At 73.4% G+C, this 15,448-nt stretch carries 10 protein-coding genes and 2 pseudogenes; 4 read left to right on the forward strand and 8 right to left on the reverse strand.

The annotated features are described in order from the left end of the window. The first annotated feature begins 39 nt into the window (after positions 1–39). Complete coding sequence (locus AB0H28_RS13890; protein WP_358038617.1) at positions 40–543, forward strand: MarR family transcriptional regulator; 504 nt, start codon at positions 40–42, stop codon at positions 541–543. Between the two features lie 4 nt (positions 544–547). Here the strand turns inward: AB0H28_RS13890 and AB0H28_RS13895 are convergent, their stop codons facing one another. Both AB0H28_RS13895 and AB0H28_RS13900 read right to left on the reverse strand, forming a co-directional pair. Further along, complete coding sequence (locus AB0H28_RS13895) at positions 548–1,105, reverse strand: response regulator (protein ID WP_358038620.1); 558 nt, start codon at positions 1,103–1,105, stop codon at positions 548–550. After that, a complete protein-coding gene (locus tag AB0H28_RS13900; RefSeq protein ID WP_358038623.1) occupies positions 1,102–5,466 on the reverse strand; it encodes a HAMP domain-containing protein in 4,365 nt (1,454 codons plus the stop codon). Before AB0H28_RS13900 ends, AB0H28_RS13895 begins: the two co-directional genes overlap by 4 nt. Before the next feature lie 179 nt (positions 5,467–5,645). Between AB0H28_RS13900 and AB0H28_RS13905 the strand changes: the two genes are divergently transcribed. Continuing rightward, positions 5,646–7,706 carry a SpoIIE family protein phosphatase gene (locus AB0H28_RS13905; protein ID WP_358038626.1) on the forward strand — a complete coding sequence of 687 codons (2,061 nt, stop codon included), beginning with the start codon at positions 5,646–5,648 and terminating at the stop codon, positions 7,704–7,706. Positions 7,707–7,858: 152 nt separating this feature from the next. On the opposite strand, the gene AB0H28_RS13910 is transcribed toward AB0H28_RS13905, so the two are convergent. Further along, a complete protein-coding gene (locus AB0H28_RS13910; RefSeq protein ID WP_358038630.1) occupies positions 7,859–9,292 on the reverse strand; it encodes an FAD-binding oxidoreductase in 1,434 nt (477 codons plus the stop codon). 100 nt (positions 9,293–9,392) lie between these two features. On the opposite strand from AB0H28_RS13910, the gene AB0H28_RS13915 reads away from it, so the two are divergent. After that, positions 9,393–11,486, forward strand: a complete 2,094-nt coding sequence (locus AB0H28_RS13915) for a S9 family peptidase (RefSeq protein ID WP_358038633.1) — start codon at positions 9,393–9,395, stop codon at positions 11,484–11,486. Here AB0H28_RS13915 and AB0H28_RS13920 read toward each other — a convergent pair. From AB0H28_RS13920 to AB0H28_RS13940, 5 genes and pseudogenes are all read right to left on the reverse strand, one after another. Next, a complete protein-coding gene (locus AB0H28_RS13920; RefSeq protein ID WP_358038635.1) occupies positions 11,449–12,411 on the reverse strand; it encodes a threonine/serine dehydratase in 963 nt (320 codons plus the stop codon). The two genes, AB0H28_RS13915 and AB0H28_RS13920, sit on opposite strands and share 38 nt — an antisense overlap. Before the next feature lie 53 nt (positions 12,412–12,464). Then, the gene (locus AB0H28_RS13925) at positions 12,465–13,967 is read right to left on the reverse strand and encodes an FtsX-like permease family protein (RefSeq protein ID WP_358038638.1); all 1,503 of its coding nucleotides are present in this window, start codon (positions 13,965–13,967) and stop codon (positions 12,465–12,467) included. Next, the gene (locus tag AB0H28_RS13930) at positions 13,964–14,665 is read right to left on the reverse strand and encodes an ABC transporter ATP-binding protein (protein WP_358038641.1); all 702 of its coding nucleotides are present in this window, start codon (positions 14,663–14,665) and stop codon (positions 13,964–13,966) included. The genes AB0H28_RS13925 and AB0H28_RS13930 overlap by 4 nt, the downstream gene beginning before the upstream one ends. After that, entirely contained in the window at positions 14,662–15,198 is a 537-nt protein-coding gene (locus AB0H28_RS13935) for a PadR family transcriptional regulator (protein ID WP_358038644.1), read from the reverse strand. Before AB0H28_RS13935 ends, AB0H28_RS13930 begins: the two co-directional genes overlap by 4 nt. A 59-nt stretch (positions 15,199–15,257) precedes the next feature. Beyond that, a pseudogene (locus AB0H28_RS13940) lies at positions 15,258–15,350 on the reverse strand (TIGR03086 family protein); the annotation flags it as partial. Here AB0H28_RS13940 and AB0H28_RS13945 point away from each other — a divergent pair. Further along, a pseudogene (locus AB0H28_RS13945) lies at positions 15,351–15,404 on the forward strand (hypothetical protein); the annotation flags it as partial. Positions 15,405–15,448 lie beyond the last annotated feature (44 nt).

Raw genomic sequence — 15,448 nt, forward strand, 5'->3', positions numbered from 1 at the left:
AGACTGTAGGGTCACGGGGTGAGCGCCGAGGAGCCGACCATGAACGAGCCGAGCCACCGCCACGAGGAGGAGGTCCACCTCTTCGTCGAGCGGATGGCGATGGCCTTCGCCGACGTGGGCTTCCCCCGGATGGCCGCCCGGGTGCTGTTCACCGTGATGAGCGCCGACGACCCACTGACCGCCGGCGAGATCGCCGACCGGTTGGGCGTCAGCGCGGCGGCCGTCAGCGGCGCGGTGCGCTACCTCACCCAGTTCGCGATGCTGGTCCGCGAGCCGGTCAAGGGCTCCCGGCGCGACCGCTACCGGATGCCGGACAACCCCTGGTACGAGGCCACCATCACCAAGACCACGCTCTACAAGAACTTCATCGACATCGCCGGCGGCGGGGTCGACGCGCTGCGCGGCCGGAACACCCCGGCCGGCGAACGGGTCGCCGAGATGCGGGACTTCTTCCGCTTCGTACAGGAGGAGGTGGAGGCGCTCGGCGACCGCTGGCGGGCCCGACGCGCCGCGACCGGGCACGGCGGCCCGGCCACCGACTGAACCCTCAGCGGGTGTTGCCCCAACGGGCCTGCTCCAGCAGGTCCGCCGCCCGCTCCCGGGACGCCTGGTCACCGTCGGCGCGCAACAACGCGGTCGCGGAGTCCACCGCCTCGGCCAGCCGCCGCCACTGCACGTCGCGTTCCCGCACCAGATCCGACTGGGCGGCGAGCTGCCGGGTCTTCACCCACAGCTCGACGAAGACCGACACCTTCGCCCGCAGCACCCACGGATCGAACGGCTTGGTCAGGTAGTCGACCGCGCCGACCTGATAACCGCGCAGCGCGAGCTGGGCGTCCTTGTCCGCAGCGGTGAGGAAGATGATCGGTACGTGCCGGGTCCGCTCCCGCCGCTTGATGTGGGTGGCCGTCTCGAAGCCGTCCATGTCCGGCATCTGGGCGTCCAGCAGGATCACCGCGAAGTCGTCCACCAGCAACTGCTTGAGCGCGGCCTCACCGCTCTCCACCGCGACCGACTGCACCGGCAGCCCCTGGAGGATCGCCTCCAGGGCCATCAGGTTCTCCCGCCGGTCGTCCACCAGCAGCGCCTTGGCCGTCTGCGTCACGCGTTCTCCTCGCCTCTGCTGCGGCCGATCCAGGACGCCATCAGCCCGATCAGCTCGTCCAGGTCCACCGGCTTGGTGATGTAGTCGCTGCCCCCGGCCGCCAGCGCAGACTCCCGGTCACCGGGCATCGCCTTGGCGGTCAGGAACACGATCGGCAGGTCCGCGAAACGGTGGTTGCGGCGGATCTGCGCGGTCGTCTCGTAACCGTCCTGGTCGGGCATCATGGCGTCCATCAGCACGATGTCCACCTCCGGATGCTCGGCGAGCTGGCGCACGCCGTCCACGCCGTTGTCCGAGTACAACACGGTCATCCCGTGCAGTTCCAACGCCGAGGTCAGCGCGAACACGTTCCGCACGTCGTCGTCGATGATCAGCACGGTCACGCCGTCCAGCCGGCGGGTGGCCGGCGTCTCCTGCGGCTGCGGCAACTCCATCGGCATCAGCAGCGACGACGGCAGGCCCGCGCGACTCGGCGACGGCGGCGCCGGCGCCACCACCGCGTCCGGCGCCAGCACATCGGGTACGAAGAGGGTGAACGTCGAGCCCTGCCCGGGGGCGGACGCCACCGTGATCGTGCCGCCGAGCAGGCGGGCCAGGTCCCGGCTGATCGACAGGCCCAGGCCGGTGCCGCCGTAGCGCCGGCTGGTCGTGCCGTCCGCCTGCTGGAACGCCTCGAAGATCAGCGACAGCTTGTCGTCCGAGACGCCGATCCCGGTGTCGATCACGGTGAACGCGATCACCCGCTGGGCGTTTGTCAACGCCGGCACGTCGAAGACCGCGTTCTCGGCGGCCGGCCCGATGCGCAACGTCACCGCGCCGTTGTCGGTGAACTTCACCGCGTTGGAGAGCAGGTTGCGCAGGATCTGCTGCAACCGCTGGGCATCCGTGACCAGCGCCGCCGGCAGCTCCCGGCTCACCCGGACCTGGAAGTCCAGGCCCTTCTCCTCGGCCTGCGGCGCGAACGCCTGCTCGACATAGCCGCGGATCTCGGCGAAGGGGACCTCGGTGGGTTCCACGTCCATCCGGCCCGCCTCGATCTTCGACAGGTCGAGGATGTCGTCGATGAGCGAGAGCAGGTCCGAGCCGGCGCTGTGGATGGTCCGGGCGAACTCGATCTGCTTCGCGCTCAGGTTCTGCTCCGGGTTCTCGGCGAGCAGCCGCGCCAGCAGCAGCAGCGAGTTCAGCGGCGTACGCAGCTCGTGGCTCATGTTCGCCAGGAACTCCGACTTGTACGCCGACGCCCGGGTGAGCTGCTGTGCCTTCTCCTCCAGGCCGAGCCGGGCCAGCTCGATCTCCCGGTTCTGCGTCTCGATGTTCGCCTTCTGCTCCGAGAGCAGCTTCGCCTTGTCCTCCAGCTCGGCGTTGGTGCGCTGCAACTCCGCCGACTGGTCCTGCATCTCGTGCGCCAGCCGCTGCGACTGTGCCAGCAGCTCCTCCGTACGCCGGTTGGCCTGGATGGTGTTGACCGCGACGCCGATGGTCAGCACCAGCCGCTCCAGGAACGCCAGGTGCAGCTCGGAGAAGGTGGTCACGCCGGCGAACTCGATCACGCCGAGCAGCTCCCCCTCGAACAGCACCGGGAGCACCACCAGATCGGCCGGGGGCGTGTCGGCCAGCCCGGACCGGACCACCAACCGCCCGTCCGGCTGCGCCTTGACCCGGATCGTCCGGCGGGACAGCGCGGCCTGCCCGACCAGCCCCTCGCCGGGACCGAACGTCACGTCGTGCCCCCGGGCGACGTAGCCGTAGGAGGCGGTGAGCCGCAGCCGCATGCTGCCCTCGGAGCTGTCCGCCAGGAAGAACGCGCCGAGCTGCGCGTCGACGAGCGGAGTCACCTCCATCATGATCATGCGGCAGACCTCGCCCAGGTCTCGCTGGCCCTGGAGCAGGCCGCCGATGCGGGCCAGGTTGGAGTCGAGCCAGCCCTGCTCGGCGTTCTTCTTGGTCGTCTCCCGGAGGGTGACGATCATCTGGTTGATGTTGTCCTTCAGCTCGGCGACCTCGCCCTGCGCCTTCACGTTGATCCGCTGGGTGAGGTCGCCGCGGGTCACCGAGGTGGAGACCTGCGCGATGGCGCGCAACTGCGTGGTAAGCGTCGAGGCGAGCTGGTTGACGTTCTCGGTGAGGTCGCGCCAGGTGCCGGAGACGCCCTTCACCTGGGCCTGGCCGCCCAGCTTGCCCTCGGTGCCCACCTCACGGGCCACCCGGGTCACCTCGTCGGCGAACGACGACAACTGATCCACCATGGTGTTCACGGTGTTCTTCAGCTCCAGGATCTCGCCCTGCGCGTCCACCGTGATCTTCTGGCCCAGGTCGCCGCGCGCCACCGCGGTCGTGACCGACGCGATGTTGCGGACCTGGCTGGTCAGGTTCGAGCCCATCGAGTTCACGTTGTCGGTCAGGTCCCGCCACGTGCCGGAGACGCCCTTCACCTGGGCCTGACCGCCGAGCTTGCCCTCGGTGCCCACCTCACGGGCCACCCGGGTCACCTCGTCGGCGAACGACGACAACTGATCCACCATCGTGTTGACCGTCGACTTCAGCTCCAGGATCTCACCCTGCGCGTCCACCGTGATCTTCTGCGACAGGTCACCCTTCGCCACCGCCGTCGACACCTGGGCGATGTTCCGCACCTGGGCGGTCAGGTTCGACGCCATCGAGTTCACGTTGTCGGTCAGATCTCGCCAGGTGCCGGCCACGCCGCGCACCTGCGCCTGCCCGCCGAGCTTGCCCTCGGTGCCCACCTCACGGGCCACCCGGGTCACCTCGTCGGCGAACGACGACAACTGATCCACCATCGTGTTCACCGTCGACTTCAGCTCCAGGATCTCACCCCGGGCGTCCACCGTGATCTTCTGCGACAGGTCACCCCGGGCGACCGCCGTGGTCACCGACGCGATGTTGCGGACCTGACTGGTCAGGTTCGACGCCATCGAGTTCACGTTGTCGGTCAGGTCCCGCCACGTGCCGGAGACCCCCTTCACCTGCGCCTGCCCGCCGAGCTTGCCCTCGGTGCCCACCTCACGGGCCACCCGGGTCACCTCGTCGGCGAACGACGACAACTGATCCACCATCGTGTTCACCGTCGACTTCAGCTCCAGGATCTCACCCTGCGCGTCCACCGTGATCTTCTGCGACAGGTCACCCTTCGCCACCGCCGTCGACACCTGCGAGATGTTGCGGACCTGGCTGGTCAGGTTGCCGGCGAGCTGGTTGACGTTCTCGGTGAGGTCGCGCCAGGTGCCGGAGACGCCGCGCACCTGCGCCTGGCCGCCCAGCTTCCCCTCGATGCCCACCTCACGGGCCACCCGGGTCACCTCGTCGGCGAACGACGACAACTGATCCACCATCGTGTTGACGGTGTCCTTCAGCTCCAGGATCTCGCCCTGCGCGGCCACCGTGATCTTCTGGCTCAGGTCGCCCTTCGCCACCGCGGTGGACACCTGGGCGATGTTGCGGACCTGGCTGGTCAGGTTCGACGCCATCGAGTTGACGTTGTCGGTCAGGTCCTTCCAGGTGCCGGCCACGCCCGGCACCTGCGCCTGACCGCCCAGCTTGCCCTCGGTGCCCACCTCACGGGCCACCCGCGTCACCTGCTCGGCGAACAGCCGCAGCGTGTCGGTGAGCGAGTTCATCGTGTCGGCCAGCTCGGCCACCTCGCCGCGCGCCCCGACGGTGATCTTCTGCGACAGGTCGCCCTTCGCCACCGCGGTCGCCACCTGGGAGATCGACCGCACCTGACCGGTCAGGTTCGACGCCATGGTGTTCACCGAGTCGGTGAGGTCCTTCCAGGTGCCGGCCGCGCCCCGCACGTCGGCCTGGCCGCCCAACTTGCCCTCGGTGCCCACCTCACGGGCCACCCGCGTCACCTCGTCGGCGAACGACGAGAGCTGGTCGACCATGGTGTTCACGGTCCGGCCGATGCGCAGGTACTCACCGCGCAGCGGACGCCCGTCGATCTCCAACGCCATGTGCTGCGACAGGTCGCCGTCGGCCACCGCCACGATCACCCGGGCGATCTCGGTGGTCGGCCGGCCCAGGTCGTCGATCAGCGAGTTGACCGCCCGCTGCCCCTCCGCCCAGGAACCCTCCAGACCCTCGTCGTCGAGGCGCTCGGTGAGCCGCCCGTCCCGCCCGACGATCCGGCTGATCCGGCGCAGGTCCAGGTGCTGCCGCTCCTGCAGCGACACCACGTCGTTGAAGGCGTCGGCCACCTCGCCGGGCAGGCCCGCCCGTCGCGGCAGGCGCACCCGCAGGTCGCCGCGGGCCACCCGGGCAAGCGCCTCGACCAGTTCGCCGAGGAGCACCTCGTGGTCGGACGCGGACTGGTCCGCGGTCACCGACTGTTTCGCCGTGGTCATCATTCCTCGCTCAGCTCGGGGCCCACCGGCTCGTGCCGACACGCGGCCATCCCATCATTGTGCCGCGCCATCCGTCGAGGTCACCGGCGGCTGATGGCGCGTCACGCGCGGTATCCGCCCAGTTCGCCGGTTCGGCGGGGAGCTTGGCACCCGGGGTGGCGGCGGTGGAGGATACAAAGGTGTCAGCGGAGGAGGAGGCGACCCACGGCGGCGGCGCGGGCGAGCACGTCCGACGGGTCCGTCTCCCCGCCGACCGGCGCACCCCGGCCGCGGCGCGGGCACTGGTGCGCGCCATGCTCCTCGAAACCGGCCTGCCCGAGCTGCTCAACGAGGCGCTGCTGCTCACCACCGAGCTGACCACCAACGCGGTCGAGCACGCGCGCACCGAACTGGACATCGAGGTCGAGGCCGACCCCGCCGGGTTCACCGTCACCGTCACCGACTTCGCCTCCGGCCCGGTCGACGAACTCGTCGTCGGAGTGCGCAACACCACCTCCGACATCACCGAGGTGGCCGCGCGCGGACGCGGCCTGTTGCTGGTCGACCACTTCGCCAGCCGGTGGGGCACCACCTACCTGCCCACCGGCAAGGGGGTCTGGTTCCGCCTCGACCGTCCCGGTCTGCGCGGTTCCACCCGGCCGCCCGCCGCGCCGGCCCGGGCCGCGGCGCAGCGCCCGGACGACGGCACCCCGAGCGCCGCCGCCATGAGCGAGCTGATGCAGACCACCCCCGACCCGTACGCCGACGACCCGCTGGCGGAGTTCGCCGCCGGGCTGCTCACCCGGGTGGCCGAGATGGTCGGGGCCGCCGGCGGCACGGTCCGGCTGGACCGCGGTGACGGGCAGGGCACCCAGGTGTTCGCCCGCCACGGCCGGCCACCCCGCGACGACAACGAGCTGCTGCGCGTCCCGCTCGCCGTGCACCGCCCGTACGCCGGCGAGCTGGAGTTGGACGCGGCACCCTCGACGTACGCCCGGCCGCTCGCCGTGCTCGCCGCCGAGCGGCTCTCGCTGCACCTGGAGAACGACCGGCTGCGCCGGGCCGACGTACGCCGGTCCGCCTGGCTGACCTTCCTCGCCGAGGCGAGCGAGTTGCTCGCCCAGTCGCTCGACGTCGAGCTGACGATGGCGCTCATCCCGCAGCTCGTGGTGCCCCGGCTGGGCCAGTGGTGCGCGGTGCACACCACCGACGAGTGGGGGCGGCTGCGCCTCGCCGCGTCCAGCCATGCCGACGAGACGATGCTGCCCCACCTGCACCGGGTGCTGGCCGAGACCGGCCCGGACTCGCTCCAGTCCCGGTTGCGCGAGGCGTCCCGCAGCCTGACCCAGATGCCGCTGGGCGGGCCGATGGAGGGCTTCGCCGTGCCGTTGATCGCCCGCGGGCAGCGGCTCGGCACCCTGGCCGTGGGCCGGCACCAGCGGCACCGCCACGACCCGGACGAGGTGGCGGTGCTGGAGGACGTGGCCCGGCGGGCCGCGCTCGCCATCGAGAACGCCCGCATCCACGCCGAGCGCCGCCGGGTCGCGCAGACCCTCCAGCAGTCGCTGCTGCCGCCGGTGCTGCCGGTGGTCGAGGGCATCGGCCTCGCCGCCGAGTACGTCCCGACCGGCGACGACGCCGAGGTCGGCGGCGACTTCTACGACGTGGTGCCGTTGCCGGACGGTCGCTGGCTGGTGGTGGTCGGTGACGTCTCCGGCAAGGGTGTGCAGGCGGCCGCCGTGACCGGCCTGGTCCGGGACGTGATCCGGGTGCTGGTGGGCGACGGCAAGCCGCTGCCGGAGGTGCTCGGTCGGCTCAACGAGACGCTCGTCGAGCGCGGCGGGGGGCGCTACTGCACGCTGGCGTTGGCCGCGGTCGCGCCGGGCGACGGGGATCAGCTCGACGTCGCCCTGCACCTGGCCGGCCACGACCGCCCGGTGCTGCTGCACGGCGGCGGCGGTGCGACGTTCGTCGGCACCGGCGGCACCGCGCTCGGCCTGCTCGACGCCATCACCACCCCGACCGCGGAACTGGCGCTCAAGCCCGGCGACGCCTTGATCTTCTACACCGACGGGGTGACCGAGCGGCGGCGCGGCCGGGAGCTGTTCGGCACCGAGCGGCTCCGCGAGTCGGCGGCCCCGCTGGCCGGCTACTCGGCGGACGTGGTCGCCGCGCGCCTGCGCGCCGCCACCATCGCGTTCTCCGCCGAACCCCCACGCGACGACATCGCCGTCCTGGTCCTCCGCAACGACATCCTCTGACGCGGCCCCCGACCAGCGGTGCGCTGCGCGAGTCGGCCGCGTCGCTGGCCGGTGTGGTCGCCGCGCGGCTGCGCGCCGCATGCCCTGGCACCGCCGCAGCGGCCCCGGGCAGAGACCACCGACAACGCGCGCCGCGCCGGCAGTCGGCCGGGTCAGAGGCCGCCGGGAAGGCGGCCCGGGGCCAGGCGGTGGTGCGGATCCAGGTGGGCCTTGGCGCTGCGCAGGCGCGGCAGGGTGGGCAGCTCGCCCCAGAGGTCGACGACGCGACGCACCGGCGCGGGCGCCGCCACCACCACGCACCGCCCCTGCCGGGCGATCAGCACGCTGCGGACCGCGCTCAGGATCGACGCGACCCGCTCCGGCGACAGCGCGCCGGGCAGGGCGGCGTACGCCGTGCCGACGCCGGCCGAGCCGCGCACCGGCACCGGGGCGCCGGCGGCGTCGCGCAGCGCGTAGACCGCGGCGTGCAGGTCGCCGGCCGGCACCTCGATGCGCAGGGCGGTGTCGCCCGGGGCGAACGGGTAGCGCCCCCACCACTCGGGCGCGTGGTGGTTTACCACGGCCTCCGCGCCGAGCACGGCGGCCAGCCGCTCGACCCGCTCGACCACGTCGGCCGGGCCGCCCTCCAGCAGCACCACCAGGCTGCCCGCCGCCGGCCGCCCGGTCACCGCCGGGTGGTCGGGGCGGCCGGCCACCGAGGGATGGCTCGCCGGGATCCGGCGGCGGGGCAGCGGCACCGGCACCGGCAGGTCCAGCTCGACCGCGGCCGGGGCGACCTCGGCGGCGAGCACCGCGCGGACCAGGTCGTGCACCTCCAGCGGGGTCCAGACCGGGCGGGACACCCAGACCCGGCTCGCCGGCACGGCGTGCACCCGCATGGTCGCCGAGACCAGCACGCCCAGCCCGCCCTGCGAGCCGCAGAGCAGCCGCGCCACGTCCAGGCCCGGCAGCTCGCCGCGCCCCAGGACCGCGTCACCGCCCCTCTCGACACGCGGGACCGCACCGGCCGGGGCCGCCGCACCGAACCGGGCGGTGCCGGACTCGCCGACGCTGACCAACTCGCCGTCGGCGTCGAGGTAGCGCACGCCGACCAACTGGGCACACGGGCTGCCGTGCCGGTGACGCAGCGGGCCGGCCTCGTCGGCAGCGAGCACGCCGCCCAGCGTCGCGCCCGGGGAGGGCGCGTCGACCGGGAGCCGCCGACCGGTGCGGCCCAATGTGGCCTGGACCGCGCGCAGCGGCGTGCCGGCGCCGATCTCGGCCACCGAGGCGCCCCGCGGCTCGTGCCAGACCCCGGCCAGCCGGCCGGTGTCCAGCAGGATGTCGACGCCGACCGGGGCCGCCCCCCAGTCGATCTTCGTGCCGGCGCCGCGCGGCACCACGGTCAGGTCGTGCGCGGCAGCCAGCCGCAGCACCTCGGCGGCGGCGCGCGGGCCGCCCGGCACGGCCACAAACCGGGCGGTGCGGCCGGCCACCTCGTCGGCCGGGCCGGCGAGGCGGGCGAACGGCGGACCACAGATCTCGGTCAGCCTGCGGGTGATCTCGAGGGCGCCGGGTCGGTCGGTGGAACGCGCTGCAGCCGCCATGGCGGTCATCGTACACATGTTCGAAAACGCTGGCGTCGGGTTGCCGGATTCGCACGGCGCGGACGCCCGGCGGTGGCCGGACGACCGGTAACGTGGCGCCGTGACCACGACCCCACAGCCCACGGCGAAGCGCGTCCCGGCCGAGCGGATCCACCACGGAGACACCGTCGTCGACGAGTACGCCTGGCTCGCCACCAAGGACGACCCGGAGACGATCGCCTACCTGGAGGCCGAGAACGCCTACACCGAGGCGCGCACCGCGCACCTGGACGGGCTGCGGGCCGAGCTGTTCGAGGAGACCCGCCGGCGCACCCAGGAGACCGACCTGTCGGTGCCGACCCGCAAGGGCGACCACTGGTACTACACCCGCACGGTCGAGGGGCAGCAGTACGGCGTGCAGTGCCGACGCACCGTCCGCCCCGGCGAGACCACGCCCCCGGTCAGCGCGGACGGCGCCCCGCTCGACGGCGAGGAGGTGCTGCTGGACGGCAACCAACTCGTTGAGGGGCACGACTTCCTCTCCCTCGGCGCGTTCGACGTGAGCCCGGACGGCCGCTGGCTGGCCTACTCCACCGACTTCTCCGGCGACGAGCGGTTCACGCTGCGGATCAAGGATCTGTCCACCGGCGAGCTGCTGCCCGACGAGGTGCCCGACACGTTCTACGGCACGGCGTGGTCCGGCGACGCCTCCACGCTCTTCTACGTCACGGTGGACGACGCGTGGCGGCCGAACCGGGTGTGGCGGCACACCGTCGGCACCCCGTCGAGCGAGGACGTGGTGGTCCACCAGGAGGATGACGAGCGCTTCTGGGTGGGCGTCGAGCTGACCCGCTCCGAGCGCTTCGTGGTGATCGACATCCACAGCAAGATCACCAGTGAGGTACGGGTGATTCCGGCGTCCAACCCCAGCGGCGAGCCGGCAGTCGTCGCGCCGCGCCGGCAGGGCGTCGAATACGCGGTCGAGCACCACGGCCACCGCTTCCTGATCCTGCACAACGACGGCGCGGAGGACTTCGCGCTGGCGTACACCTCGGCGGACGCGCCGGGCGACTGGACGCCGCTGATCCCGCACACCCCGGGCACCCGGCTGGAGGCGGTCGACGCGTTCGAGAATTACCTGGTGGTGTCGCTGCGCGGCAACGGGCTCACCGGCCTGCGGGTGCTGCCCATCGGCAGCGACGACAGCTGGGACATCGACTTCCCGGAGCCGATCTACAGCGTCGGGCTGGACGCCAACCCGGAATACCGCACCGGCGCGGTCCGGCTGCGCTACACCTCCCTGGTCACCCCCGACTCGGTCTACGACTACGACCTGACCACCCGTGAGCTGACGTTGCTCCGGCAGAAGCCGGTGCGGCCCGGCCCGGACGGGCGGGCCTACGACCCGGCCGACTACGAGCAGCACCGGGACTGGGCACTGGCCGACGACGGCACCCGGGTGCCGATCTCCCTGGTCTGCCGCCGGGACACCCCGCGCGACGGCTCCGCGCCCGCGGTCATCTACGGCTACGGCTCGTACGAGGCCAGCATGGACCCGTGGTTCTCGATCGCCCGGCTGAGCCTGCTCGACCGTGGCGTCATCTTCGCCGTCGCGCACATCCGCGGCGGCGGCGAGCTGGGCCGGCGCTGGTACGACGAGGGCAAGATGCTGGCCAAGAAGAACACGTTCACCGACTTCGTGGCATGCGCCCGGCACCTGGTCAAGGCTGGCTGGACGGCGAGCGACCGGCTGGTCGCCCGGGGCGCGTCGGCCGGCGGCCTGCTGATGGGCGCGGTGGCCAACCTCGCGCCGGACGCGTTCGCCGGGATCGTCGCGCAGGTGCCGTTCGTGGACGCGCTCACCTCGATCCTCGACCCGTCGCTGCCGCTGACGGTCACCGAGTGGGAGGAGTGGGGCAACCCGCTGGACGACCCCGAGGTCTACGCGTACATGAAGTCGTACACCCCGTACGAGAACGTGACCGCCGCCGACTACCCGGCGATCCTGGCGGTGACCAGCCTCAACGACACCCGGGTGCTCTACCACGAGCCGGCCAAGTGGATCGCCCGGCTGCGCGCGGTCGCCCCGCAGGGCGACTACCTGCTCAAGACCGAGATGGGCGCCGGCCACGGCGGGCCCAGCGGCCGGTACGACGCCTGGCGCGAGGAGGCGTTCGTCAACGCCTGGACGCTGGACCGCCTCGGCCTGGTGTGAGAAGCACGCGCGGGTCGACGTTGCCGCCGCTCACCACCGCGACGGTCCGCCCGGCCGGCAGCTCGTCGCGGTGGAACAGCCGGGCGGCCGTGGCGACCGCGCCGCTCGGCTCGACCACCAGCCGCGCTTCCCGCAGCAGCCGGCCGGCGGCGGACATGATCTCGTCCTCGGTCACCGTCACGATGCCGTCGAGCCGTTCCCGCAGGTGCGCCAGCGTCAACGCGGACAGGTTCGTGCGCAGCCCGTCGGCGCAGGTCCGGTAGGTGCGGTCGACGTCCCACACCACCACCTCGCCGGCGGCGAGCGACTCCGCCGCGTCGGCGGCCAGCGCCGGTTCCACACCGATCACGGCGGCTGACGGGCGCAGCGCCTTGACCGCGGTGGCGACGCCCGCGCCGAGTCCGCCGCCGCCGACCGGCACCAGGACCACGTCCACGTCCGGCAGGTCGGCGACGATCTCCAGCCCGACGGTGCCCTGACCGGCGACGACCGCCGGATGGTCGAACGGCGGCACCAGCGCCGCGCCGGTCTCCGCCGCGATCCGCTCCGCCTCGGCGAGCCGGCGGGCCGGCGGCACCAGCCGTACGTCCGCGCCGAGCGCCCGCATCCGGGCCACCTTGACCTCGGGCGCGCCCGCGGGCACCACCACGGTGCAGGGCACCCCGAACGCGCGGGCCGCGTACGCGAGCGCCTGACCGTGGTTGCCGGACGAATGGGTGACCACCCCTCGGGACCGGCTGGCCGGGTCGAGCCGGGCCACCGCGTGGGTGGCGCCGCGCAGCTTGAACGACCCCACCGGTTGCAGGCTCTCCGGCTTGAGCCAGAGATCGTCGTCCCAGGCCGTGGACAGCAGCGGGGTCCGCAGCGCGGTGCCCGCCACGTCGTCGGCGGCGGCCCGGACGTCGGCGATCGAGATCAGCTCCATCGCACCATCGTGCCTCGCACCCGGACTGGCCGGGCGAGCAAAAAGCCGCCGGCTCAGGTCACGCGCAGCTCCTCCACCGAGGTCGCGGAGCGCAGCAGGAGCAGGCCGGCCCCGACCGTGAGCAGCACCGCCGCCAGCCCACCCGCCGCGAACCAGGCCAACTGCTCCCACGGTACGTCCGGGGTGACGGTCACCTTCGGCACCCACTCGGTGGGCGGCTCGGTGCCGTTCGCGCCGCACCCCTGCGGACCGGGCTCGCAGATGCGCTGCTCGAAGCCGCCGCCGCTGGGTGCGGGCAGCAGGCCGGCGACCAGCAGGTAACCGACGGTCAGGGCGAGCCCGATCGCCGGCACGGCCGGGGCCAGCGCCGCCCAGAGCAGCGACCGGCCGATGGTGGCCCGGGGCACCCCGGTCGCCACCTGCGCCGCGTACGCCCGGCGCCGGCTGGTGATGCCCTCGGCCACCGCCACCAGCAACCCACCGCCGGCGATCACCATCGCCACCACGACCGCCAGGTCGACCAGGTCCATCGCGCGGAGATAGAAGTCCGGGTCGGACAGGCCACCGCCGGTGCGGCGGGTCAGCTCGGCCTCGGCCTGGAAGTCGGCCCGCACGCCGGCCGCCCCGGCACCGAAGATCAGCGCGGCCAGCAGCGCGGCGAACGTGCGGCTGCCGGCCCACGGGTCGGCGGTGAGCCGGCGCGCGGCGAGCAGCGCGGCCGGGCCGCGCCCGTGGCGGTGCAGCACCCGCCCGCTGGTGTACGAGATCCAGCCGGTGCCGGCGACCACGCCGATCATGGCGGTCAGCCCGCCCAGGGCCAGCAGCAGCGGCACGATCGAGTCGGGCATCACCACGTCGCGCCGCTCGTACCACAGGACGATCGGACGGATCACGGCGAACAGCCCCAGCGCGACCAGGATGAGCAGCCCCGGCCACGGCCAGGGCGCCCGGGTGCGGACCCGGCGCACGACGCCGAACGGGGTGGTGGTGACCCGGCGCAGCAGCAGCGCGCTGACCAGCGCGGCGACCAGGGGCAGGCCGACCACGACGGCGGCCAGGGCCGCCGGGGCCGGATGCACGTCGGTGGGCAGCGGGAGCCGGCCGGCGGCGTCGGGCCGGTGCAGCAGCCGGCGGCCGACTTCGAACACGGTCAGGCCGGCGCCGGCGCCGAGCAGGCTCGCCACGCCGGTTTCGGCGACCGCGAGGCGGGTGACCTGACCGGGGGTGGCCCCGGCCAGCCGCAGCGCGGCCAGCCGCCGGTCGCGCCCCGGCGCGCCGAGGCGGGCGCACTGCCCGGCCAGCCCGAGCACCGGCACGCAGAGCAGCAGCAGCGCGAACGCGACGCCGGGGCGCAGGCCGGGCTCGCGCAGCAGCGCGTTGGTGTATTGACCCGACTGCGTCCACTGGCTTCCCGGCGGCTTCGCGACCGCCAGCACGGTCAGCGCGGCCAGCCCGGTCAGCGTCGCCAGCGCGGCGCTCAGCGCGGTCAGCGCCACCCGCGCGGCGTCGGTGCGGGTGCCGGCCAGCGCGAGCCGCAGCAGCGTGCCCGGCCTCACCGCGAGCCGCCCGGCAGCGCCGGGTCGAGGCCCAGCCCGGTGTGGTCGACCATGCCGTCGCGCAGGCTCACCTCACGGTCCGCGTAAGCGGCGATCCGCGGCTCGTGGGTGACCAGCACGACTGTGGTGCGCTGCTCCCGGGTCAGCCGGACCAGTTGGGTGAGCACCTGCTCGCCGGCGAGCGTGTCGAGCGCGCCGGTGGGCTCGTCGGCGAAGAGCACCCGCGGCTCGGTGACCAGGGCCCGGGACAGCGCGCAGCGCTGCTGCTGCCCGCCGGACATCTCACCCGGCCGGGCGTCGGCGACCTCGGCCACCCCGAGCCGCTCCAGCCAGGTGAGCGCCGCCGTCCGTGCCGCTCGCCGCCCCGTGCCGGCGAGGAGCAACGGAAGGGCGACGTTCTCCGCCGCGGTCAGCTCGGCGACGAGCTGACCGAACTGGAACAGCACCCCGAACTCGGTGCGGCGCAGCCGGGAGCGGGCCGCCTCCGACCACTCGTCGATCCGCTCGCCGCGCCAGGTGACCTGGCCCGCGTCGGGGCGCAGGATGCCGGCCAGGCAGTGCAGCAGCGTCGACTTGCCGCAACCGCTCGGGCCGGTGACGGCGAGGATCTCCCCCTCGGCCACGTCGAGCGTCACGCCGCGCAGCGCCGGTGTCGGGCCGTACGCCCGCACCACGCCGCGCGCCTGTAGGAACGTCACGAGTGCACCTCCCGGTGCCAGTCGGCGACCCGGTCGAGGGTGGTGTGCAGCCACCGGAGATCGGCGTCGAGGTGGGCGATGGCGAAGTCGGCGGCGACCACCTCGTCGAGGTGGGCGCCGGGGGCGGTCTTGACGGCGGTCAGCTCGCGTAGGCGTTCGGTGTGCGCCCGGCGCTGGGCGACGAGGTAGGCGCGGGCCTGGTCGGCGTCGGCCACCAGCAGCGCGACCACAACTTTGGCGAAGAGCGTGCTGGCCACGAACGGCATCGGGGGCTCCACGGCGGCCAGCCACTCGTCGAGCGCGACCCGCCCGTCGTCGGTGAGCGCGTAGGCGGTGCGGTCCGGCCCGCCCTCGCGAGTGGGCCCGGCCGGGCTCACCAGGCCGTCGCGGTGCAACCGGGACAGCGTCGCGTAGACCTGCCCGAAGGCGAGCGGCCGGGCGCGGGGCAGCCGCTCGTCGTGGGCGCGCTTCAGCTCGTAACCGTGGCGCGGCCCGCCGGCGAGCAGCCCGAGCAGGACGTGCTGGGTGGACACGGCCCCACTATTCGCTGAGCGAATAGTGGTGTCAAGAGCGACCCCAGGCCGGTTCGCGCCCAGCCGTGCACGGTGAGGTCGATCAGGCCCATCGACCCGACCGTCTCCTGCGGCAGCCCCATGCCCGGCGAGTCGCCCTCCAGCGCCGCTGGGTGGAGCACTACTGGCTGATCGACTGGGACCTGACCGAACCGTTCGACCAGCGGGTCGTGCCGCATCCGTCAGTCAACGTGGTGTTCCGGGCGCCGGG

The organism is Micromonospora sp. NPDC050980 (genome assembly GCF_040653835.1).
Classification (GTDB): domain Bacteria; phylum Actinomycetota; class Actinomycetes; order Mycobacteriales; family Micromonosporaceae; genus Micromonospora.

Excerpts from the sequence above, each read along its gene's own strand:
- AB0H28_RS13890 (WP_358038617.1), top strand. The coding sequence starts at position 40 with ATGAACGAGCCGAGCCACCGCCACGAGGAGGAGGTCCACCTCTTCGTC.
- AB0H28_RS13900 (WP_358038623.1), bottom strand. The coding sequence starts at position 5,466 with ATGACCACGGCGAAACAGTCGGTGACCGCGGACCAGTCCGCGTCCGAC.
- AB0H28_RS13910 (WP_358038630.1), bottom strand. The coding sequence starts at position 9,292 with ATGGCGGCTGCAGCGCGTTCCACCGACCGACCCGGCGCCCTCGAGATC.
- AB0H28_RS13920 (WP_358038635.1), bottom strand. The coding sequence starts at position 12,411 with ATGGAGCTGATCTCGATCGCCGACGTCCGGGCCGCCGCCGACGACGTG.